Source organism: Deinococcus sp. JMULE3, assembly GCF_013337115.1.
Taxonomy (GTDB): Bacteria; Deinococcota; Deinococci; order Deinococcales; family Deinococcaceae; genus Deinococcus.
This window is the reverse complement of record NZ_SGWE01000004.1, coordinates 156,906-176,883: the sequence shown is the minus strand read 5'-3', so window position 1 is coordinate 176,883 and position 19,978 is coordinate 156,906. Positions and strand designations below refer to the sequence as shown.

The 19,978-nt window shown below is 71.2% G+C and carries 19 protein-coding genes, 1 tRNA gene and 1 pseudogene; 8 read left to right on the top strand and 13 right to left on the bottom strand.

All coding sequences use genetic code 11. The annotated features are described in order from the left end of the window. Window positions 1-18: 18 nt before the first annotated feature. Together EXW95_RS03715 and EXW95_RS03710 are read right to left on the bottom strand one after the other, a co-directional pair. Window positions 19-2,145: a transglycosylase domain-containing protein gene (locus EXW95_RS03715; protein ID WP_371809895.1), complete on the bottom strand. Its 2,127-nt coding sequence runs from the start codon at window positions 2,143-2,145 to the stop codon at window positions 19-21. After that, window positions 2,146-2,418 carry a hypothetical protein gene (locus tag EXW95_RS03710; RefSeq protein WP_174366319.1) on the bottom strand — a complete coding sequence of 91 codons (273 nt, stop codon included), beginning with the start codon at window positions 2,416-2,418 and terminating at the stop codon, window positions 2,146-2,148. A gap of 221 nt (window positions 2,419-2,639) precedes the next feature. On the opposite strand from EXW95_RS03710, the gene EXW95_RS03705 reads away from it, so the two are divergent. After that, a complete protein-coding gene (locus EXW95_RS03705; RefSeq protein WP_174366318.1) occupies window positions 2,640-3,845 on the top strand; it encodes a cysteine desulfurase-like protein in 1,206 nt (401 codons plus the stop codon). A gap of 51 nt (window positions 3,846-3,896) precedes the next feature. Here the strand turns inward: EXW95_RS03705 and pyrF are convergent, their stop codons facing one another. After that, a complete protein-coding gene (gene pyrF, locus EXW95_RS03700; protein ID WP_174366317.1) occupies window positions 3,897-4,697 on the bottom strand; it encodes an orotidine-5'-phosphate decarboxylase in 801 nt (266 codons plus the stop codon). 124 nt (window positions 4,698-4,821) lie between these two features. On the opposite strand from pyrF, the gene EXW95_RS03695 reads away from it, so the two are divergent. Beyond that, a tRNA-Val gene (locus EXW95_RS03695) sits at window positions 4,822-4,896 on the top strand. 51 nt (window positions 4,897-4,947) lie between these two features. On the opposite strand, the gene EXW95_RS03690 is transcribed toward EXW95_RS03695, so the two are convergent. Then, entirely contained in the window at window positions 4,948-5,691 is a 744-nt protein-coding gene (locus tag EXW95_RS03690) for an MBL fold metallo-hydrolase (protein WP_174366316.1), read from the bottom strand. A 128-nt stretch (window positions 5,692-5,819) separates the two neighbouring features. Between EXW95_RS03690 and EXW95_RS21135 the strand changes: the two genes are divergently transcribed. From EXW95_RS21135 to EXW95_RS03670, 4 genes are read left to right on the top strand one after another with little or no spacing between them, the layout of a single operon-like run. Continuing rightward, a complete protein-coding gene (locus EXW95_RS21135; protein WP_371809894.1) occupies window positions 5,820-6,389 on the top strand; it encodes a TetR/AcrR family transcriptional regulator in 570 nt (189 codons plus the stop codon). A 45-nt stretch (window positions 6,390-6,434) separates the two neighbouring features. Continuing rightward, window positions 6,435-7,658 carry a flavodoxin-dependent (E)-4-hydroxy-3-methylbut-2-enyl-diphosphate synthase gene (gene ispG, locus EXW95_RS03680; protein ID WP_174366315.1) on the top strand — a complete coding sequence of 408 codons (1,224 nt, stop codon included), beginning with the start codon at window positions 6,435-6,437 and terminating at the stop codon, window positions 7,656-7,658. Next, entirely contained in the window at window positions 7,655-8,056 is a 402-nt protein-coding gene (locus tag EXW95_RS03675) for a DUF4259 domain-containing protein (protein WP_174366314.1), read from the top strand. Before ispG ends, EXW95_RS03675 begins: the two co-directional genes overlap by 4 nt. A 14-nt stretch (window positions 8,057-8,070) precedes the next feature. Next, window positions 8,071-8,508, top strand: a complete 438-nt coding sequence (locus EXW95_RS03670; RefSeq protein WP_174366313.1) for a hypothetical protein — start codon at window positions 8,071-8,073, stop codon at window positions 8,506-8,508. Between the two features lie 3 nt (window positions 8,509-8,511). Here the strand turns inward: EXW95_RS03670 and EXW95_RS03665 are convergent, their stop codons facing one another. The 8 genes from EXW95_RS03665 to EXW95_RS03630 form a co-directional block, all read right to left on the bottom strand. After that, entirely contained in the window at window positions 8,512-9,054 is a 543-nt protein-coding gene (locus tag EXW95_RS03665; protein ID WP_174366312.1) for a hypothetical protein, read from the bottom strand. A 36-nt stretch (window positions 9,055-9,090) separates the two neighbouring features. Further along, the gene (locus EXW95_RS03660; protein ID WP_371809893.1) at window positions 9,091-9,513 is read right to left on the bottom strand and encodes a GNAT family N-acetyltransferase; all 423 of its coding nucleotides are present in this window, start codon (window positions 9,511-9,513) and stop codon (window positions 9,091-9,093) included. A 59-nt stretch (window positions 9,514-9,572) separates the two neighbouring features. Continuing rightward, a complete protein-coding gene (gene galK / locus EXW95_RS03655; RefSeq protein WP_174366310.1) occupies window positions 9,573-10,616 on the bottom strand; it encodes a galactokinase in 1,044 nt (347 codons plus the stop codon). Continuing rightward, window positions 10,613-11,743: a galactose-1-phosphate uridylyltransferase gene (gene galT, locus EXW95_RS03650; protein ID WP_174366309.1), complete on the bottom strand. Its 1,131-nt coding sequence runs from the start codon at window positions 11,741-11,743 to the stop codon at window positions 10,613-10,615. The genes galK and galT overlap by 4 nt, the downstream gene beginning before the upstream one ends. Next, window positions 11,740-13,236 (bottom strand): glycoside hydrolase family 36 protein, encoded by a 1,497-nt coding sequence (locus EXW95_RS03645; RefSeq protein WP_174366308.1) that lies wholly within the window; start codon window positions 13,234-13,236, stop codon window positions 11,740-11,742. Before EXW95_RS03645 ends, galT begins: the two co-directional genes overlap by 4 nt. After that, complete coding sequence (locus EXW95_RS03640) at window positions 13,229-15,283, bottom strand: beta-galactosidase (protein WP_174366307.1); 2,055 nt, start codon at window positions 15,281-15,283, stop codon at window positions 13,229-13,231. The genes EXW95_RS03645 and EXW95_RS03640 overlap by 8 nt, the downstream gene beginning before the upstream one ends. 137 nt (window positions 15,284-15,420) lie before the next feature. Further along, window positions 15,421-16,179 (bottom strand): DeoR/GlpR family DNA-binding transcription regulator, encoded by a 759-nt coding sequence (locus EXW95_RS03635; RefSeq protein WP_371809892.1) that lies wholly within the window; start codon window positions 16,177-16,179, stop codon window positions 15,421-15,423. 160 nt (window positions 16,180-16,339) lie between these two features. Next, window positions 16,340-16,681, bottom strand: coding sequence for an FKBP-type peptidyl-prolyl cis-trans isomerase (locus EXW95_RS03630; RefSeq protein WP_160977438.1), 342 nt, complete (start codon window positions 16,679-16,681; stop codon window positions 16,340-16,342). A 345-nt stretch (window positions 16,682-17,026) separates the two neighbouring features. Here EXW95_RS03630 and lepB point away from each other — a divergent pair. Together lepB and EXW95_RS03620 are read left to right on the top strand one after the other, a co-directional pair. Next, window positions 17,027-17,499 (top strand): annotated as a pseudogene (gene lepB, locus EXW95_RS03625) (signal peptidase I). Window positions 17,500-17,566: 67 nt separating this feature from the next. Further along, on the top strand, window positions 17,567-18,100 hold the full coding sequence (locus EXW95_RS03620; protein WP_254605488.1) for a hypothetical protein: 534 nt from the start codon (window positions 17,567-17,569) through the stop codon (window positions 18,098-18,100). A 51-nt stretch (window positions 18,101-18,151) separates the two neighbouring features. Here EXW95_RS03620 and pckA read toward each other — a convergent pair whose 3' ends face one another. After that, the gene (gene pckA, locus EXW95_RS03615) at window positions 18,152-19,741 is read right to left on the bottom strand and encodes a phosphoenolpyruvate carboxykinase (ATP) (RefSeq protein WP_174366306.1); all 1,590 of its coding nucleotides are present in this window, start codon (window positions 19,739-19,741) and stop codon (window positions 18,152-18,154) included. Window positions 19,742-19,978 lie beyond the last annotated feature (237 nt).

Sequence of the window (19,978 nt, the reverse complement as noted above, 5' to 3'; positions counted from 1 at the left end):
AAGGGGGAAAGAGGGGGCTCAGGGGGCGGGCGGCGCGGGATTGCGGGGATTCAGGCCCGGCAGCGGCACCGCCACGCCCCCCACGGTCGTGATGCCCGGCGGCACCGGGACGCTCGCGCGGTCGTGCGGCAGGTCACGCAGCAGCCCGACCTCACGGCAGGCCGCCTGATCGCGGTAGAGGTTCACGGGCACACTCTGCCGCCCGTCCGGGTCGCCGATCCACACGGCCATCGCGTACTGCGGCGTCACGGCGGCGCACCACGTGTCGTTCACGTCGTCGGTCGTACCGGACTTCGCGCCCAGCGGCATGGCCTTCCCGGACAGCCGCTGCCACGCGGTGGGCCGCAGGAACTTCACGTGCCCCGCGTTCGACGACACCGCGCCGGTCAGCAGGTCGAACGTCTCGTAGGCGACCACCTCGTCCCACAGCGGCGCGCAGTCCGGGCGCGGCAGGGACAGGGGCCGCCCGGCGCGGTCGTACACCTCGGCCAGCAGGTGCGGCTCGCAGCGCGTCCCGCCGTTCGCGAACGACGCGTAGGCGGCGGCTACGTCCAGCGGCGCGGCCCGGTACGTGCCCAGCGATACGCTGGACGTGTTCCCCGCGTCCGCGCGGTACCCCAGCGCGTCCAGCGTGCGCCGCAGCGCCTTCTCGCGGGGCGTACCCACCTGCACCGCCACGGTGTTCAGACTGCGGGCGTTCGCCTCGCGCACCGTCACCGCGCGGTTCAGGAACCCGCCCGAGTTGTTCCGGATGGCCTGACCCGCGTACCCCGTCGCCTCGTCCCGGAAGGCACTCAGTTGCGTCACGCCGTCCCCGAACGCCAGCGCGTACAGCAGAGGCTTCACGGTACTCGCCACCGGCCGCAGCGCCGACGCCGCCCACTGCCGCCCCGGATCGCTGCTCAGGCTGCCGCCCGTGCTGCTCGCCAGCGCCACGATCCCCCCGCCCCGCACGTCCACGACCGCCGCGCCCTCCGCGACACCGGCCGCGCGGGGACCGGTCGCGCCCTCACCCTGCACCCGCTGCGTCAGGGCCGCCTGCGCCTGCGCGTCGATGGTCAGCACCACGCGCCCCACCCGCTTCGGGTCCACGCCCGCCCGCCGCAGCTCGCGCCGCACGAGTTCCTGTATGGCCCACACCGGCTCGGGCTCCTGCGCGTAATCCGGGTTGCGGGCCGCCGCCACCACCCGCAGGTCCGCGCCCGACCCCGCATACTCCACCCGCCACAACCTCGGCTGCACGGGTGTGGCGACCGCCTGCGCGTACGCCCCGTCCGAGATCAGCCCGTGCGACCGCAGGATGTTCAGCGTCACCAGCTGCTGCGCGCGCATCCAGCGGAAGCGTGCCGTCGCCGTCTCCGGCGGCGTGTCCTCCTGCACCAGATACCGCCCCGGCGCGGGCAGCAGCCCCACCAGGAACGCACTCTGCGCCAGCGACAGATCCGCCGGTTCCACCCCGAACACCGCTCTGGACGCGTCGTACACGCCCTTGCGCTGCCCGATCCCGATCCACGGGAGGCTGTTCACGCTCATCGCCAGCACCTCCCGCCGCCCGTAGCGCCACGTCACCAGCGGCGCCAGCACGAACTCCGTCGCCTTGCGCGCCACCGTCAGCAGCGGCCCACGACGGTCCGTGTCGTAATCGAAATGCCCCGCCAGCACGCTGTTCTTCAGCAGCTGCATCGTGATCGTGCTGCCGCCCGCACCACTGAGCACCGCGCGCGGCAACCGCCCCAGATCCACCCCAGAATGCGAGAAGAAGCGTACGTCCTCCTTCGCCACGTACGCCAGCAGGAACGCCTCACTGACCCCCGTCAGCGGTACGCTCAGCGACTCCCGGCACGGCACGGCGTTCACCGCGTTCCCCTCACGGCAGTGGTCGATCACGCCCAGCGGCGCGCCCCGCCGGTCCTGTACCTCGATGGGCAGCAGTTCCGAGCGCAGGTTCCACACCCGCCCCAGTGCCCCGGTACTCAGCGCGCCCGCCACGCCCAGCCCCAGCAGGCCCAGCGTCAGCAGACCCACGCCCGCCGCCGCCGCCCGCAGTGCCCGCCGCAACGTCCACGGTTCGGGCCGCCGCACGAACGGCGAACGCGGCCAGCGGTTCCACCAGCCCAGCACGGATTTTTTAAACTGCCGTGTCACTCAGCGCACCACGTCCAGCACGCCCGCCGCCGCCGACCGGAACTGCCAGTCCCGCGCCACGGCATTCCACAGGCCCGACAGGCCCACCACCAGCACCAGCAGCGCGCCCAGCCCCGCCAGGGCCGTCACCGCGCCCGCCCACGACGAACGCGGCCCACGCGGACGCTGTGGACGACTTGCCTTCTCCTTCGGGACGCGCGGCACACGCGGAGCGGACACCGGCGCGGACGGCAGACCCGACGAGTACGGCCGGGGCTTCCGCACGAAACTCATGCGCCCTCCGGCGGAACAGACGGAAACCGCAACATGACAGCAGGATAGGCGACACCCATGAGGCCCGCATCACACCAAAGGACGATCAAACGAGCGTGAAAGGAGCGAGATGGGTGACGGTCGATAGAGGACGGGTGGACCGGCTCCGCCCACGTCGGCCCCCCAGCGAACCGCGTCCCGCTTCCTGTGCCCCGCGTCCCGTTCGGGCCTACACTCGGCGCATGACCACTGCTGCCGTGCCGTCGCAGGCTGACCTGCGTGCCCAGTTTCCGCAACTCCAGTCGGGTCGCGCGTACCTCGACAACGCCGCCGGGGGCCTGATTCCGGTCCGCGCCATTCAGGCGGTGACGGAGCACCTGACTCGCTACGGCGCGACGAACGCCATGCCGGGGCACCGTCCGGGTGCGGAGATCCTGGCCCTGAAGGTCCGGGCGCGCGAGGCGACGGCGCTGTTCATGAACGCGCAGCCGGAGGACGTGGCGCTGGCGCAGAGTGCCACGGCGTTGACCTTCCGGCTTGCGGCGGCGTTCGCGCGCCTGTGGGGTGAGGGGGACGAGGTGATCCTGAGTGGGCTGGAGCACGAGAGTAACGCCAGCCCCTGGCGGGAACTGGAGCGGCAGGGCGTGACCGTGCGGGTGTGGCACGCGCGTCAGCCGGACATGACGCTGCACCCGGACGATCTGGCGGCGCTGCTGTCCCCCCGGACGCGGCTGGTGGCGTTCACGGCGGCCAGCAACGCGCTGGGCGTCACGCCGGACATTCCGGCGATCACGGCGCAGGTGCGCGCGGCGGGCGCGTGGAGCATCGTGGACGCCGTGCACGCCGCCCCGCACGCCTTCCCGGACATGCAGGCGTGGGGCGCGGACTTCGTGACGTTCAGCCCGTACAAGGTCTGGGCCCCGCACCTGGGTGCGATGTGGCTGCGCCCGGAGCTGCGCGCCACGCTGCCCTGGCCGAAACTGGAGTTCGTGCCGCAGGGTGACATCACCGGGATCGAGCACGGCACCCCGCAGTTCGAACTGCTGGCCGGGTGGCTGGGCACCCTGGACTACCTGCGGGACCTGGGCGGGCACGCCGAGCTGACCCGCGCGGCGCTGGAGGCCGCCTCCCGGCGCATTCACGAGCTGGAAGCGCCGGTCATGGCCCGGCTGGTCGAGGGGCTCCTCGCGCATGACCTCGTGACCGTGTACGGCCCGCAGGGCACGCAGGGTCGCGTGGGGACAGTCGCGTTCCGCGTGGCTGGAGAGAGCCCCGAGCAGACCGCGCTGCGCCTCACCGCCGCCGGGGTGGACGTGGCCGCCGGGCACTTCTATGCCGTGCAGCCCCTCAAGGACCTGGGCCTGTACCCGCAGGGCGTCGTGCGGGCCAGCATCGCGCACTACACGACGCTGGACGATATCGAACGCATGCTCGCGGCGCTGGGTTAATGGTTGAAGGTTGATGGAGCTTTCCCTCTACCAACCATCAACCTTCGACTGTCAACTCAGCACGCTGTTCAGGGCGTTGCGGAAGTCCCGCGCGGCGTCCACGCTGGCGCGGACATCCAGGCCGCTGGCGTACTGCACGCCCCGGCTGGCGCTGGCGAGCGCGCCGGTCCCGCCGGGGTCGAAGGCCGGGGCGAGCTGCGCGGCGGTCGCGCCCTGCGCGCCCAGACCGGGCAGGAGCAGCAGTGCGCGGGGCATGCGGGCGCGGAACGCGGCCAGATCGCCGGGGTGCGTGGCGCCCACGACCGCGCCGACGCTGGCGTACTCCGCGTCTTCCTGGGCGTTCAGGCGGGTGATCTCGTCCGCGACGCGTTCGCTGATGCCGCCGCCCTGCAGGTCCGCCTGACCGGGGTTGCTGGTCTTCACGAGGACGAACACCGCGCCGCCGTTCGCGCGCGCAGTGTCCACGAACGGCGTGAGGGTCTCGAAGCCCAGGAAGGGGTTCACGGTCAGCGCCGCGCCCGCGTGCCGACCGGTCAGCCAGCCCTGCGCGTACGCCTGCGCCGTGCTGCCGATATCGCCACGTTTGGCGTCCAGCAACACCGGGAGGCCCAGCGTGCGGGCCGCCGCGCACACCTCCTCCAGGATGCGCAGGCCGTCCAGGCCCAGCGCCTCGTAGAACGCCAGCTGCGGTTTCACGCACGCGGCGTACGGCGCGGTCGCCTCCAGCACGTCCAGGGTGTGTTCGCGCAGGTGCGCGGCGTCCCGGTAGGCGTCCAGGCGGGGGTCCAGGCCCACGCACAGGCGGGTCTGGAGGGCTCGGGTGCGGTCGGTCACGGCCTGCGCGAAGGTCATCGCGCCCGAGGGTAACACGCGTGCCCGTGTGCCCGGATGGCCCTGTCCGGCTGGGCGGACCCCGTGTGCGCGGTGTGGCCTCTTGCGCGGGCGTGCCCTGATCGCCTAGCATGTCAGGCCGCGTGGGCGGTTAGCTCAGCGGTAGAGCTCTCGCCTTACAAGCGATAGGTCGGGGGTTCAAATCCCTCACCGCCCACCACGAACGGGACCGATGGCCAGCTGGCGTCGGTCCCGTCTTTTTCGTTGCGTGTCAGCTGTGGCGGCTGTTGCGGTACGCGAGGTTCTTTCCGGCGACGGCGCCGTCGGTGCTCAGGCGCGTCAGGTAGCCGACCCAGCCGGAGACGGTGCGGGTGACCGCCCCCGGTTCGCGGCCGGATTCGGCGTCCTGCACGGCGCGGCGCATAGCATCCAGCGGCCCCGGGATGACCGGGCCGTGTCCGGTGGCGAGGGTCTTCAGGGGCACGTCCAGCAGGGCGCGGGCGGCCCGCGTGGTCTGCGCGGGGTCGTGCGTACCGAAGGTGGGCAGCGGGAAGGCGGCGTTCAGGACGCTGGCGACCCGCAGGCGGGGGACGTTCACGAAGGTGTCGCCGCTGTACAGCTTGCCGTCCCGTTCGTCGAGGTACGCGACGTGGCCGGGCGAGTGGCCGGGCGTGTCGAGGACGGTCAGGGAGCCCACGCGGTCCCCGCCGCGCAGCAGGCGGGTGGGGGTGGTCTTCACGCCCAGGGGGGCGAGGTTGGTGGTGTCGTCCGCCCCGACGAGGAGTTCCAGGTCGGGCCACTGGCTCATCAGGGTGTCGATCGCGCCGACGTGGTCGCTGTGGGTGTGGGTCAGGGCGACGCGGCGCAGCGGGAGGCCCAGCTGCCGGGCGGCGCGGTTCACGCGGCGGTCCATGCCGCGCACGCCCGCGTCGATCAGGGTCAGTCCGTCGGCTTCCGGGACGAGGTACGCGTTGATCAGGCCGAACTGCGCGAGGCGGATGGGTGGGCGGGGCATGGGGGACCTCCGGGGTGGGGGAGAGGTGGTGTGTGGGTGGCGGCAGAGCAGTGAGTGAACGCCGTTCGCCTTGATGGTGAACACCGTACATCTTCGGTCTTCGGGCGTCAAGACGTACACTGTTCACCGTGCCGTACCCCGCGAAACTCACCCCCGATACCATCCTCCGGGAAGCGCAGACCCTCCTCGACCAGGGCGGCCCCGACGCCCTCGCCATGCGGCCCCTCGCCGACGCGCTCGGCGTGCGCCCCGGCAGCCTGTACCGCCACTTCGCCAGCCGCGCCGCCCTCCTGAACCAGCTCGCCGAACACGCCGCCGACGCCCTGCGCGACGACGTCACCGCCGCCGCCCGCACCCAGACCCCCCGCGCCGCACTGGACGCCATCGCCCGCGCGTACCTGCACTTCGCCCACACCCGCCCCCACACCTACGACCTCCTGATGACCCCACGCCCCGACCAACCCCCAGGCATCAAGACCACTGCCGGCAAGCACCTCTGGAACGCCCTGCTGGCCCACGTCGGCGCGCTGAGCGGCAACCCCGACGACACCGGGCACGCCGTCGCCTACTGGACGTTCCTGCACGGCGCGGCCAGCCTCCAGCGCAGCGGCCTGTACGGCGCCAGCGGCCCGCAAGGCGGCCTGGACATCGGCCTGAGCGCCATTCTGGACCGCATGGAACGCGCCGCGAAGGCGTAACCCCGCTTCCAGCCGCCCCCCGGCCCGCCGCGTACACTGGGCGGCATGAAGCGTCGCCAGACCGTCAGCGTCAACGTCGGGGGGGTCATGGTGGGCAGCGCCCACCCGGTCGTCGTGCAGTCCATGACGAACACCGACACCGCCAACGCCGAAGCCACCGCCATCCAGATCGCGCAGCTCGTCCGGGCAGGCAGCGAGATCGTGCGCGTCACCGTCAACACCCGCGAGGCCGCCGCCGCCATCCCCGACATCATCGCCCGCCTTCAGGAGGTCGGGATCGAGGTGCCCATCGTCGGGGACTTCCACTACAACGGCCACATCCTCCTGCGCGAATTTCCCGAAACCGCCCGTCTGCTCGCCAAGTACCGCATCAACCCCGGCAACGTCGGCGCCGGACAGCACCACGACGCGAACTTCGCCACCATGATCGAGGTCGCCAAAGAGTTCGACAAACCCGTCCGCATCGGCGTGAACTGGGGCAGCCTCGACCAGCAGGTCCTCGCCCGCCTCATGGACGAGAACACCGCTAACGGCTCACCCAAGACCGGCACGGACGTCATGATCGACGCGATGGTCGTCTCTGCGCTGGAGAGCGCCGCGTACGCCGAGGAACTCGGCCTCGCACACGACAGGATCCTGATCAGCGTGAAGGTCAGCTCCGCCCCGGAACTCTGGCAGGTGTACCGCCAGCTCGCCCCGCTGTGCGACTACCCCCTGCACCTCGGCCTGACCGAGGCCGGCATGGGCATGAAAGGTATCGTCGCCAGCAGCGCCGCCCTCGCGCCTTTGCTCATCGAGGGTATCGGGGACACCATCCGCGTCAGCCTCACCCCGGAACCCGGCGCGAGCCGCAAACTGGAAGTCGAGGTCGCCCAGCAGATCCTCCAGAGCCTCGGCATCCGCCAGTTCCTCCCGCAGGTCACCTCCTGCCCCGGCTGCGGCCGCACCACCAGCACCTTCTTCCAGGAACTCGCGCAGAAGATCCAGGACTACATCCGCGACACCATGCCCGACTGGAAAGCCAGATACCCCGGCGTGGAGGACATGCAGGTGGCCGTCATGGGCTGCATCGTGAACGGCCCTGGCGAGAGCAAACACGCCAACATCGGCATCTCCCTGCCCGGCACCGGCGAGGACCCCCGCGCGCCCGTCTACCAGGACGGCAAACTCCTGACCACCCTGCGCGGCCCCCGTATCGCCGAGGACTTCCAGGACCTCATGGAACAATACGTCGAGCAGCGCTACGGCCGCAGCGAGGCCCCCGCATGAGCGCCTGGGGCGTCGGCCCCTTCCAGAACGAGGCCGCCGCTGAGTACGCCGCCGAGATCGTGCAGGACGGCGCGTACGCCCTGGCGGAAGCCTTCGACGTCGCGCTGGACCCCGACAACGACTACCTGGAAGCCGAGGAAGGCCACCGCGCCGTCGCCGCCGCCGAGACCCTCGCCGCCGTCCTCACGGGCGATACCAGCGCCCTGACCGACGCCGCCCTGCGCGCCTGGGTGCAGAACGCGGACGCCGCCGAACTGACCCACCTGCGCGGGCACGCCATGGAAGCCCTGGAACGCGTCCTCGACCCAGGCAGCGAACTCCCGGACCTCTGGGAGGACAGCGAGGACGCCGACGCGTGGCGCGAGGACATCCAGCGCCTCCGCGCCGCGCTGAGCTGATTGTGGAGGGAGGCGTGCTCCCCTGGCTGCGGGACGACCTGACCCGCGCGGACGCGCACGCCCCAGCGCGCCTGACCGCCGACCTGCACCGCTGCGCCCGCGAACTCGGCTGGACACTGGTCGGCGGACTACACCCCGACCCCATGACCGAGGTGCGCAGCCAGACCCTCCGCATCGGGGCGGGCGGGGGAGAGGTCCGGCTCCTGGCCTATACCGACCTGCCCGTGATGGCCTTCACGGACGCCACGCATCCGGCGGCGACCTTCGCGCCCTACCTGAACCCGCCCGGCCTGACCGCGTGGTGGCAGGCGCGCGGCTGGGTCGTCCCAGACGCCGCGTGGCTGAACGGACTCCCGGACCACGCCGAACTGGACCTCCTGCCACCCGGCGCGGCAAGGGGCGCGCGGCACCTGGGCTGGACACGCGGCGACCTGCTGTTCCGGTACTGGTGACGCTCAGGCGTGTGCCCGCTGCCGTCCCCGCCAGTGGTCGAGGAGTTGCCGCCCGTCGCTGGGCATGCCTGCGCCCATGCCCATCCAGGCGGGGTAGCGGACGGGCATAGCGGTCACGAGGGCCTGAAGTCCGGCGAACACGGCCAGCGCCTGCCCGAACGGACCGGCCAGTTCGCCTCCGCCGCGCCACAGCAGCGCGCCCAGGGCACACAGTTCGCCTCCGCCGCGCCACAGCAGCGCGCCCAGGGCACACAGCGCGGCGGAGCTGAGCGGCCCGAGGGCGATGGCCCACGCCCAGGTGGCCGGGGTCATGCTCGCGTGATCCCAGTGGGCGCGGCCTATCCAGAACGGGTACGGGCGCACGTCCACCGTCACCCGCCCCAACCGGAACCGCGCAACAGACCAGCCCCCGTCCACGCCGAGCTGCACGCGCACCCCGGACGCCCCGGCCCGCAGCGGCAGCAGCACATGCGCGAACTCATGCGTGGTGACGGCCAGCAGGCCGGCCAGCAGGTACATCAGGAGCAGCCTCGGATCGAAGGTCACCACGGTGGGGGGTACGCGGCGCGGCCCCCGGCCGTTTCACCCGGTGGGCGCCCCATCCTGCCGCTCGTAGTTGCGGGTGCACATCAGGTTGCCGCGCCGCATCCCCAGCCCCTCGTAGTACGGGACGAGGTGGTCGTCGCAGCCGAGGTCCATGGCGTACAGGTGCCGCAGTTCTTCCTGCAGGCGGGTCATCAGGGCGCGGCCCACGCCCCGGCCCTGCCACTCGGGCAGAACTTCCAGAAGTGGAATGTACGCGGTCAGCACGCCGTCGCTGATCGCCTGCACGAAGCCGATCACCTGCCCGTCATGCACGGCCAGCACGACCCGGTACGACCCGCGCAGCAGGCGCAGGAACGTGTCGGGCGTGGGCGGGTTGGGCCAGTCCACGAAGAATCCGTGGAGCTGTTCAGGCGTCATGCCGTCCAGGGACGTCGTGAGGGAATAGCTGGGTTGAGTCACGAACGCCAGTGTGCCGTCCGCCCGCGCGTGGGGCATCGGCACACTGGCGTACGGGTGTGTTACGGAACGACCTGGGAGCCCTGCTCGCTGTACTCCGCGAGGACCGCCTGCGCGGCGACGGTGGCCTTTCCCTGGCGGACGAGGGCGACGACTGCCCCGCCGAAGCCCGCGCCGGTCATGCGCGCGCCGTACACGTCCGGGTGCGCCTGGAGCAGCGCGACGAGTTCGTCCACGCGTTCGTGACTGACGGCGTAGTCGCCTTTGAGGCTGGCGTGGCTGGCGTTCATGAGCTGCCCGAAGCGGGTGGCGTCCACGTCGGGTTCCAGCGCGGCCAGCACGCGGTTGTTCTCGGTGACGACGTGCCGGGCGCGTTCGCGCAGGACGGGCGGGAGCGTCTCGACGACCGAAGGGTCGGTCACATCGCGCAGTTGCGGGACGCCGAGCAGGCGGGCGGCCTCCTCGACCTGCGCGCGGCGTTCGTTGTACCCGCTCTCGGCGAGGCGGCGCGGCACGCCGGAGTCGATGACGAGCACCTCCGCCCCGGCGGGGAACGGCACGGCGCGGCGGTCGAGGCTGCGGGTGTCGATCAGGAGCATGGTGCGGGTGTCGGCCAGGGAGCTGGCCATCTGGTCCATGACACCGCACTTGACACCCACGAACTCGTGTTCGACCTGCACGCCACGCAGGGCCAGGGCCACGTCGTCGAGGTCGAGGTCCGCGAGGTCCCGCAGGGCGCGGAGCGTGGCGACCTCCAGCGCGGCGCTGCTGCTCAGGCCGCCGCTGGGCACGTCGCTGGTGATGAAGGCGTTCAGGCCCTCCTGCACGCCGCTCAGGGCGAAGCAGCCGGTCAGGTACGGCGCGAAGCCGCTGCCGACCTCGCCGACCGGCACGCGGATGGTCTGGTCCAGGTTCGTGGAGTACAGGACGTGCTCGGCGCTGCCGTTGCGGCCCAGCGCGACGGTCGCCTGCTGCGGGATGGCGGTGGGCAGCACGAAGCCCCCCTGGTAGTCGGTGTGTTCGCCCAGCAGGTTCACGCGACCCGGGGCCTGCGCGGTGGCCTGCGGCGCACTCCCGAACGCCTGTTCATAACTGGTGTGGGTCACAGTCCGTCTCCTGCGGTGTCCGGCACGGCGCGCAGCTCGGCGGCGGCGACCTCCGGGAACTTGTCGTTCGCGAACTCCCCGGCGCCCTGCTCGGTGCCCGCCAGGAACTTCAGGCGGCCCGGCGCGCGCAGGTACGGGTAGATCTCGATGTGCAGCGGGAACGCCGGGCGGGGCGTGTCCAGCGGCGCCTGATGCACGGTCATCAGGTACGGCATGCGCACGCCGAACAGGCCGTCCAGGCGGCGCAGCGCGTCGCGCAGCACCCGCGCCATGCTGAGCCGCTCGGCGTCGCTCAGGTCACTGAGCAGGCTGACCGGGCGGGTGGGCAGCACCCACGTCTCGAAGGTGTAGCGCGCAAACGGCGGCACGACGCTCAGGGCCGCGCCGTCATCGCGGATGATGCGGTCCTCGGCGGCGCGTTCCTCCTGGATGAAGTCCTCCAGCCAGGGGCGGCCGTGCTCGGCGACGTACGCGTCCATCTGCGCGGCAGCCCGCGCGGCGACCGGCGGCACGTGATCGTAGGCGTAGATCTGCCCGTGAGGGTGGTGCAGGGTCACGCCGACCTCCACGCCCCGGTTCTCGAAGGGCAGCACCGCGTTGATCTGCCCGGTCTCCGCGAGGCGCGTGGTGCGGTCCGCCCACACGGCCAGCAGCAGGCTGATCTGCTCGTCCGTCAGGTCGCACAGGCGGCCCTGGGCACTCTGGCTGAACACCACGACCTCGCACTTGCCGACGCCCGCGCGCGTTCCGGCGGGGCCGGGCTCCGGGTCGGGGGCCGTCAGGGTCAGGCTGGGGAAGCGGTTGTCGAACACGGCGATGTCGTACTCGCCGCGCGGCAGTTCGGTGGGGTGCTCGGGGTCGCGGGTGGGGGCCAGCGGGTTGTACTCGGGCGGCGGGAGGAACGTGCGGCCCATGCGGTGCGCGGCGTACATGACCCACTCGCCCCGCACCGGATGCCAGCGCATCAGGGGACGGGCGTCCACCGGGTCGGGGCTGGGGCTGGGAATCTCGCTGTCCACCCGGATGGGCTCCAGACCGTACAGGGTTAGGCTGCGCCCGTCGGGTTTCGTGAAGTCGGCGGTGTGGTACCCGCTGGCCGACAGGGGTGAGGTGCGGTCGGTGGTCATGCCTGCTCCTTGCCCTGCGCCGACCGGTAGCCGTGCGCGGGAATGCCGCCTGTGGCGCGGTCGGTGAGGTTGAACGTGCCGCGCGTGAAGTGCGTCACCGCGTCCCCGAAGGACGTCGCGAGCGTCACCGGGCGGTCCGGGGTGCTGACCGTCAGGCAGCGGCGCAGCAGAGCCAAGCCCTCCTCGTCCAGCAGGCTGACCGGGTCGCTGCTGGCCCGCAGGCCCCCGATGACGTCCAGCATGCCCGCGATGGCCTCCCGCTCGGTGGCGCTGAGCAGGCTCAGTTCGCGGCGGCAGATCGCCACGTCCGGGTCCGGCTGGTACCACGCGTGCTGATACCAGCGGCTCAGCGCGGTGTGCAGCGCGTTGCGGGCGCTGGGGCCGGTCGCGTCGCCCAGCCACACGCGGCGGGAGTCCTCATCCCACAGCGGGGCCACGTCCGGACCGGTGCGCATGGCGTCCACCAGCCCGATGCTCTGCGCCAGCGGCGCCCCGCACGCGAGGATGAACGCGTCGTCACCCACGCCGTCCCGGAACGCCTGCAGGCCCATGCGGTACGCCTCGGCCCGCCCGACCGTCGGGTCATGCCGCACGCCGGGCTGGGTCGCGCCGTACAGGAAGTCGATCTTCAGGTACGTGTACCCCCAGCCGCGCACCGTGCGCCCCAGCTCGCGGATCCACGCCAGCGCGCCGGGGTGCGTGGTGTCGAGCGCGTGGTACGGGCCGCCCCAGTTGTTCCCGAACGCCAGCGGCTGACCGTCCTCGCCACGCAGTAGCCACTCGGGGTGGTCGCGGAACAGGCGGCTCTGCGGCTGCACCAGGAACGGCGCCAGCCACAGGCCCGCCGTGAAGCCCAGCTCCGCGAGGCGCGCGGGCAGCTCGCGGGCGTGCCCGCCGAAGTGGGCGCTGGGGTCCTCCCAGTCGCCCAGGAACGTCTGGAAGCCGTCGTCCAGCTGGAACACGTCGAAGTCCAGGCCGTGCTCGCGGGCCAGACGGGCGTTGTCCAGCATGGCGTCCAGCGTCACGTCGCGGTAGTACGAGTACCACGAGCACCACACCCGCACTGGCGCGGGCGTCCGCGCGCCCATCGCCGCGCCCAGGTCTGCCGCGCGGGCCTCCAGGGTGGCGATCACGTCCCCGGTCTCCTCCCAGGTGACGGGAACGTCGGGGCCTTCCAGGGTGCAGGTCACGGTCACGTCAGCGGTTCCGGCGCGGGCCTCCCACTGCGCGAAGGTGCGCGTGGCGTCCCCGACACTGCCGACCCAGCCGCTGCCGTCGGCGCGGACCAGCGCCAGCACGGTATGGCTGCGCCACACCCCGGCCTCGCCGCTGGGCGGGAAGCCCGGATCGTGCCCCTGCTCCACCCGCCAGTGCTGCCCCGGCACGGCCTGAACGTCCGTCAGCGGGCGCAGTTCCGCCTCGCTCCACGACTGGAATCCACTGATCAACACCCGCAGGTCCTGCGGGGCCTCATTGACTGTCCACTTATTCACCGTTAACTCCGTCACCCTGCTCTCCTTTCCCTTGCGTGGGCGTCCAGTCGCCGCCCAGCACCACCGAACTCACCGGACCCAGCTCCAGGCCGCCCCACGTCACCGCGTGCGGATGCCAGTTCTGCACCAGCGTCCGGTCCGCGCGGCGCGACACGCGCACCCCCTCCGGCAGGTCCAGCAGCGGCACGCCGGCGCCGCCCAGCACCTCGCTCAGCACCGCCCGGATCAGCCCCAGGCTGTGCGCGCCGATCACGGTCGCGTGCCCGTGGCGGATCACGGCGCTCTGCCCGTCCAGCGGCCCGCCCGCGTACGTGGCGAGGGTCTGCGCGCCGTTCACGCGGTAACTCTCGGCCCAGAGGCTGGCGTCCACGCTCCCGAACGCGCCGGTCACGCCCTGCGTCACGCCGGGGCGCAGGCTGTCGTACTGCAGCAGGCGCGCGCCCGTCAGGCCCGACAGCGGGCCGAACTGCCCATCCGACCACGTCGCGCCGCCCGGCGTGCGGAACGCCGTGCGCGGCCCGAACACGAACGGCACGCCACCCTGCGCCGCCGCCTCCCAGCGCGCCGCCCGCTCAGCGGGAACCAGCGTGATCGCCGGGGCGACCACCGCCGCGAAACCGCTCAGGTCCGCGTCCGGGTGGGTGATCTGCACGTCCACGCCCAGCGAGCGCAGCGCCATGTAGTACGTGACCGTCTGCGCCCAGTAGCTCAGGCCCGCCGCGTGCCGCTGCTGGTCATAGATCCACAGGCTCTCGTAGTCGTGCAGCAGCGCCACGCGCGCCGGGACCGGGCCAACAGGGAACTGCGTGAGGTCCAGGCCCGCGACCTCCGCGAAGCCCCGGTCGGGCGTCTCGTCGTGGCGCAGCAGTCCGGAGTGCATGACCTCCTGCGCCATCGTCGCGGCCCGCCAGCGGAAGTAACTCACGACGTCCGCGCCGTGCGCCCACGCCTGCGCCGTCCACAACGCCACCGCGCCTTCGGCGGGCAGCGGGTTGTATGGCGCCCAGTTCACCTGACCGCACTGCTGCTCCATCACCCAGAACCCGTTCGGCGTGCCCGCCCCGTCCCGGCCCAGCCCGTCCTTCCCGAGCATCAGGCTGCGGTACACGTCATGGTTGAACGCCACCAGATCCGGGTGCCCGGTGCGGGCGTAGTGGTTCTTCAGGTCCTCGCCCACGCCTGGGGGCGCGAAGAATTCCAGCATCCCGGTCGGGTAGTTGTCCCACGTCGCGAAGTCCAGGCCGCGCGCCACGTCGTAATGGTCGAAACCCGACTCGAAGATCATGAAGTTGTGCGTCACGAACCGCCCCGGCGCGAGTTCACGCAGGATCTCCACCTGCTCGGCCTGGAACGACGCGATCAGGGCCGACGCGAAACGGTGGTAGTCCAGCACGTGCGACGGGTTCGGTTCCGTCACGGTCAGCGCCGGGGACTTCACCTGCGCCCAGTCGGTGTACTCCATGCTCCAGAACACGTTCCCCCACGCCTCGTTCAGCGCGTCCAGCGTGCCGTAGCGCGCCTGCAGCCATGCGGGGAACGCCGCCTCGCTCGCGCCGCCGTAACTGCGGCTGGTGTTATGACACCCGAACTCGTTGTCGGTCTGCCAGCCCACCACCGCCGGGTGCTGCCCGTACCGCTCGGCGACCGCACGCGTGATACGGCGCGAGTGCTCGCGGAACACGGGTGACGCGAAATCGTAGTGGCGGCGCGACCCGAACTCCCGCACGCGGCCCTGGTCGTCGAACGCCAGGATCTCCGGGTGCGCGCGGATCAGCCATGCGGGCGGCGTCGGCGTCGGCGTGCACATCACCACGCGCAGGCCTTCGGCGGCGTACGCGGCGATCGCGTCGTCCAGCCACGCCCAGTCGAACTCGCCGGGGCGGGGTTCCAGGCGGCTCCAGGCGAACTCCGCGACCCGCACGAACCGCAGGCCCAGCTCCGCCTGCATCCGCGCGTACGGCGCCCAGCGGTCAGAGGGGACATGCTCGGGGTAATCGCAGGTGCCCAGCATCAGGATTTCGGACGGGGTGGGGTCGGGGTTCGTCATGGGGGGCCTCACGGAGTGGGGAGTGGGGAGTGGGGAGTGGGGGGGGGGGGGGGGGGGGGGGGGGGGGGGGGGGGGGGGGGGGAGTGGGGAGTGGGGAGTGGGGAGTAACCGGTTTCTGCGGCGGCCTGAGGGGCAGATCACACCACGCGCACGTCCTTCACGGCGCTCAGCACGTCCGGCGGGGGAGAGGTCGCGGCGCGGTCCGTGATCAGCGTCGACACGCGGTCCAGCGGCGTGATGAACGCCCGGCTGACCACGCCCAGCTTGCGGTGATCCGCGACGACCACCACCTCGCGTGCCTGCTCGGCCATCAGACGCTTCACCTCGGCCTCCTCGTGGTTCGCGTTCGTTACGCCCGTCCCGGCATGCACGCCGTTGCAGCCCAGGAACAGCCGGTCGGCGTGAATGTGGCGCAGCACGTCCAGGGCGTACGGGCTGACCAGCGAGTGCTGCAGGGGCCGGAGCGTTCCGCCGGTCACGATGACCCGCACGCCCGGCAGGCGCTCCAGCAGCAGCGCAATGTTCAGGCCGTTCGTCACGACCGTCACGTCCTGCAGGGAGGGGGACAGCGCCCGCGCCACCTCGGAGGTGGTGCTGCCCACATCCAGGAACACCGTGTCGCCGCTCTGCACCAGCCCGGCTGCCGCCTGCCCGATGCGGCGTTTGGCGGCCGCGAACTCGCGCATGCTGGTTTCCAGCGGGGCCTCGCGGCGCAGGTCCAGCGGCAGGCTGACCCGGCCGCGCGTGCGGCGGACGTGCCCGGCGGCGGCCAGGGCGCTCAGGTCACTGCGGACCGTGACCTCCGAGACGCCCAGCAGCCCGGAGAGTTCCGTGACGCCCAGTTCGCCGTGCTGGCGGACCAGCGCCACGATCTCGCTGCGCCGACCTTCGATCACGACTGTCCCAGGGCTTTCATGTCTTTCGAAGTTTACGGAAGTTATGGACAGCGCACAAGGGGACCCCCGGTCAGGCGGGGCCGGTCGTCTGCACCACCCCGGCGCGGGGCATGAAAAAACCCCGACCGCGCAGGTCGGGGCTGATCGTGAAGGTTGACGCTCAGCGGACGTCCATCAGTTCCACGTCGAACACCAGCGTCGCGCCGCCGGGGATCACGCCGGGAACGCCCGCCGCGCCGTACCCCAGGTGGGCGGGGATGGTCAGCTTGGCCTTGTCGCCCACGCGCAGCTGCGCGATGCCCTGATCCCAGCCCTGGATCACGTACCCGACGCCCAGCGGGAACTCGATGGGTTCGCCACGGTCGCGGCTGCTGTCGAACTTCTGCCCGTTTTCCAGCATGCCGGTGTAGTGCACGCGGACCATCTTCCCGGCCTGCGCCTGCGCGCCGGTCCCCTCGTGGTACTTGTCGATCTTCAGTTCCGTCTTCCCTTCAGCGGTCATGCGCGTCAGGGTAACGGGTCCGGACACCTGTCCGCTACCCAATCTGAAGTGACCGTGAAGGCAGTTGCGGCGCGGTCTGCACTCATGGGCACCGGCTCAAGGCGGTTCACCCGGACGCCCGGACCGCCGGACCGTGTGAAGCCGCGTGGATTTCCGGATTGCTCCCCTCTCCGGCCATGAGGCGCGTGAGAGGATCCTCTGCCTGCCCGCTGCGCTACCCTCGGGGCCTGTGAGCGCGCCCCCCACCCCTCCCGCGACGGCTCCTCCGGCAACAGCTGGCGCCCCTGGCTGATCAGCGCCGCCGCCGCGTACCTGCTGACCACCTTCGGCTTCACGCTGGCCCGCGTGGACGGCGACTCCATGAACCCCACCCTGAACAGCGGCGACGTGCTGGTCCTCCTGAAATACCCCCGCTGGCTGCGCGCCTGGAGCCTGGGCGGCCCGTACCCGCGCCGGGGCGACCTGCTGATCTTCAAGGCGCCCGCCGACAGCCCCTACGCCTATGAAACGCTGTACGGCCTGCGGCACCGCCAGTACAACGTCAAACGCGTTCTCGCCCTGCCCGGCGACACGGTCGCCATCCGGGACGGGCGGGTCGTCGTCAACGGCCGCCCCTGGCCGAAAGTTACGCCAGTCAGGGCTTCGTGGACGACCAGCCCGCCCTGCGCGTTCCGCCCGGCAAGGTGTGGGTCATGGGCGACAACCGCCGCATCGGCGAGAGCCTCGACAGCCGCGTGTACGGCCCGGTGGACCTGCGTGACGCCGCCGGACCCGCCGACCTGCGCCTGTGGCCCCGCCCCGGCCTGATCCCCCGCTGACCGGGTCCCAGGACTCGTTCACGTCCCGGAGGGTGGACGCTCACATTCGGGCGCTACGGTGCCCCTCATGAAGTTCTCCCGCCCCGCGATCCTGTCCACCCTCACCCTGCCTGCCCTGGTGCTCGGTGCCACGCTCGGCACTGCCCAGGCTCAGACCCTGGTGAGTTTCAGCGACCCGAAACTGCCGTTCACGGTCAGCCTCCCCAAGGGCTGGCTGGGCGTGGACTTCAAGGACGGCACCATCGGCGTGTCCATCGTGTCCGCCAAGGCCCCACCCGCCACCCTGATGCGCCTGCTGTTCGTCGACAAGGCCGGCGGCAAACCCACCCCCGAAGGTGAATTCAAGAAGTTCGAGGCGGGCATGACCGGCACCGGCGCGACCGTGAAGCAGACCGCCAGCCGCACCCTGAAGATCGGCGCGCTGAGCGGCCTGGAGCGCAGCTACACCCTGACCCACCCCAAGGGCTCGCTGAAGATGCGCGTCTGGTACGGCGTCGGCGCGAAGAACCTGTATTCGTTCCAGCTGACCGACACGCCTGCGCGCTTCGCGGCGGCGAGCAGCACCTTCGACAAGGTGCTCGCCAGCGTCAAGTTCAAGTAAGCGCACGGCACGAGGCGGCCCCCCAGCGTGGGAGGCCGCCTCGTGACCTGCTTAGTTCGTGTCGGGGTTGGGCATGCTGTTCGTGACGGCGGCGTCCACACCGTCCTCGAAGCGTTTGAAGTTCTCGCGGAACATGCGGGCCAGTTTGCGGGCCGTCTGGTCGTAGGCGCCTTTGTCCGCCCAGGCGTCGCGGGGGTTCAGGACACCCTCGGGCACGCCGGGGACGCTGGTGGGGATCTCCAGGTCGAAGAAACCTTCCTTCTCGAAGGGCACGTCGTCCAGCGCGCCGGACAGCGCCGCATTGATCATGGCGCGGGTGTGGGCGATGCTCATGCGTTTGCCCTGGCCGTACATGCCGCCGCTCCAGCCGGTGTTCACCAGCCATACGCGCGCGCCGCTCTGCTGCACCTTCTGCGCCAGCAGGCGGGCGTACTCGCCCGGGTGGCGGGGCATGAAGGGCGCGCCGAAGCAGGTGCTGAAGGTCGGGCTGGGTTCGGTCACGCCGTCTTCCGTGCCGGGAATCTTCGCGGTGAAGCCGCTGATGAACTGGTACATGGTCTGCTCGGCGCTGAGGCGGCTGATGGGGGGCAGCACGCCGTACGCGTCGGCGGTCAGGAACACCACGTTCTTCGGGTGCCCTGCGATGGAGCCGGGCTGCACGTTGTCGATCTGGTCGATGGGGTAGGCGCTGCGGGTGTTCTCGGTCAGCGAACCGTCGTTCAGGTCGGGCTGGCCCTGCGCGTCGAGCACCACGTTTTCCAGCACGGTGCCGTAGGTGCGGGTGGTGCGGTGGATGGCGGGTTCGGCCTCGGCGTTCAGGTTGATGACCTTGGCGTAGCAGCCGCCCTCGAAGTTGAACACGCCGCTGTCGGTCCAGCCGTGCTCGTCGTCGCCGATCAGTTTACGGCTGGGGTCGGCGCTCAGGGTGGTCTTGCCGGTGCCGCTCAGGCCGAAGAACAGCGCCACGTCGCCGCCCTCGCCGACGTTCGCGGAGCAGTGCATCGGCATGACGCCCGCTTCGGGCAGCAGGTAGTTCAGCACGCCGAAGATGCCCTTCTTGTTCTCACCGGCGTACTGGGTGCCGCCCGCGATGATCATCTTCCGCGTGAAGTTCACGATGATGAACGTGTCGCTGCGCACGCCGTCCACGGCGGGGTCCGCCTTGAAGGACGGGATGTTCAGGACCGTCCAGTCCTCGTGGAAGTCCGCGAGTTCCTCAGGGGTGGGGCGCACGAACATGTTGCGGATGAACAGCGAGTGGTACGCCATCTCGGTGACCATGCGGCAGCCGATGCGGTAGCGGGGGTCGGTCCCGGCGTACACCTGCTGCACGAACAGTTCCTTCCCTTCGGCGTAGCGGGTCATCTTGTCCAGCAGGCGGTCGAACACGACCGGGCTGATGGGCGTGTTGAACCCGCCCCACCAGACGCTGTCGCGGGTCTGGTCGTCCTCGACGATGAAGCGGTCCTTGGGGCTGCGGCCGGTCTTGTTGGTGCGGACCGTGAGGGGGCCGCAGGCGGCCTGCACGCCCTCGCCGAGGCGGATCGCGTCGGCGTACAGGGCGTCCACGCCGGGGTTGAGGTGGATGGTGGCGGTCTTGATGCCGAGGTCGGCCAGCGGGTTGGTCGCGGTCAGGCTCATGGGTCCTCCGGGTTCAGGGGTGGCACGGGTGTGCCGGGTTGAATTGGTGTTCGAAGTTACATCGGAATTGTCGCCTGTGAAGCGATTCCAGTCCAACCTTTGTGGTGTCACACTTTCGGGGACAACAGCCTCCGATGTCCTCTACAGGCGGACGACCTTACACGCGACGGCGCCCGCTGCAACGCGACATCTCAGTGTCCATCACTCCCGTACCCATCCATTACCGGGTGCAAGGTC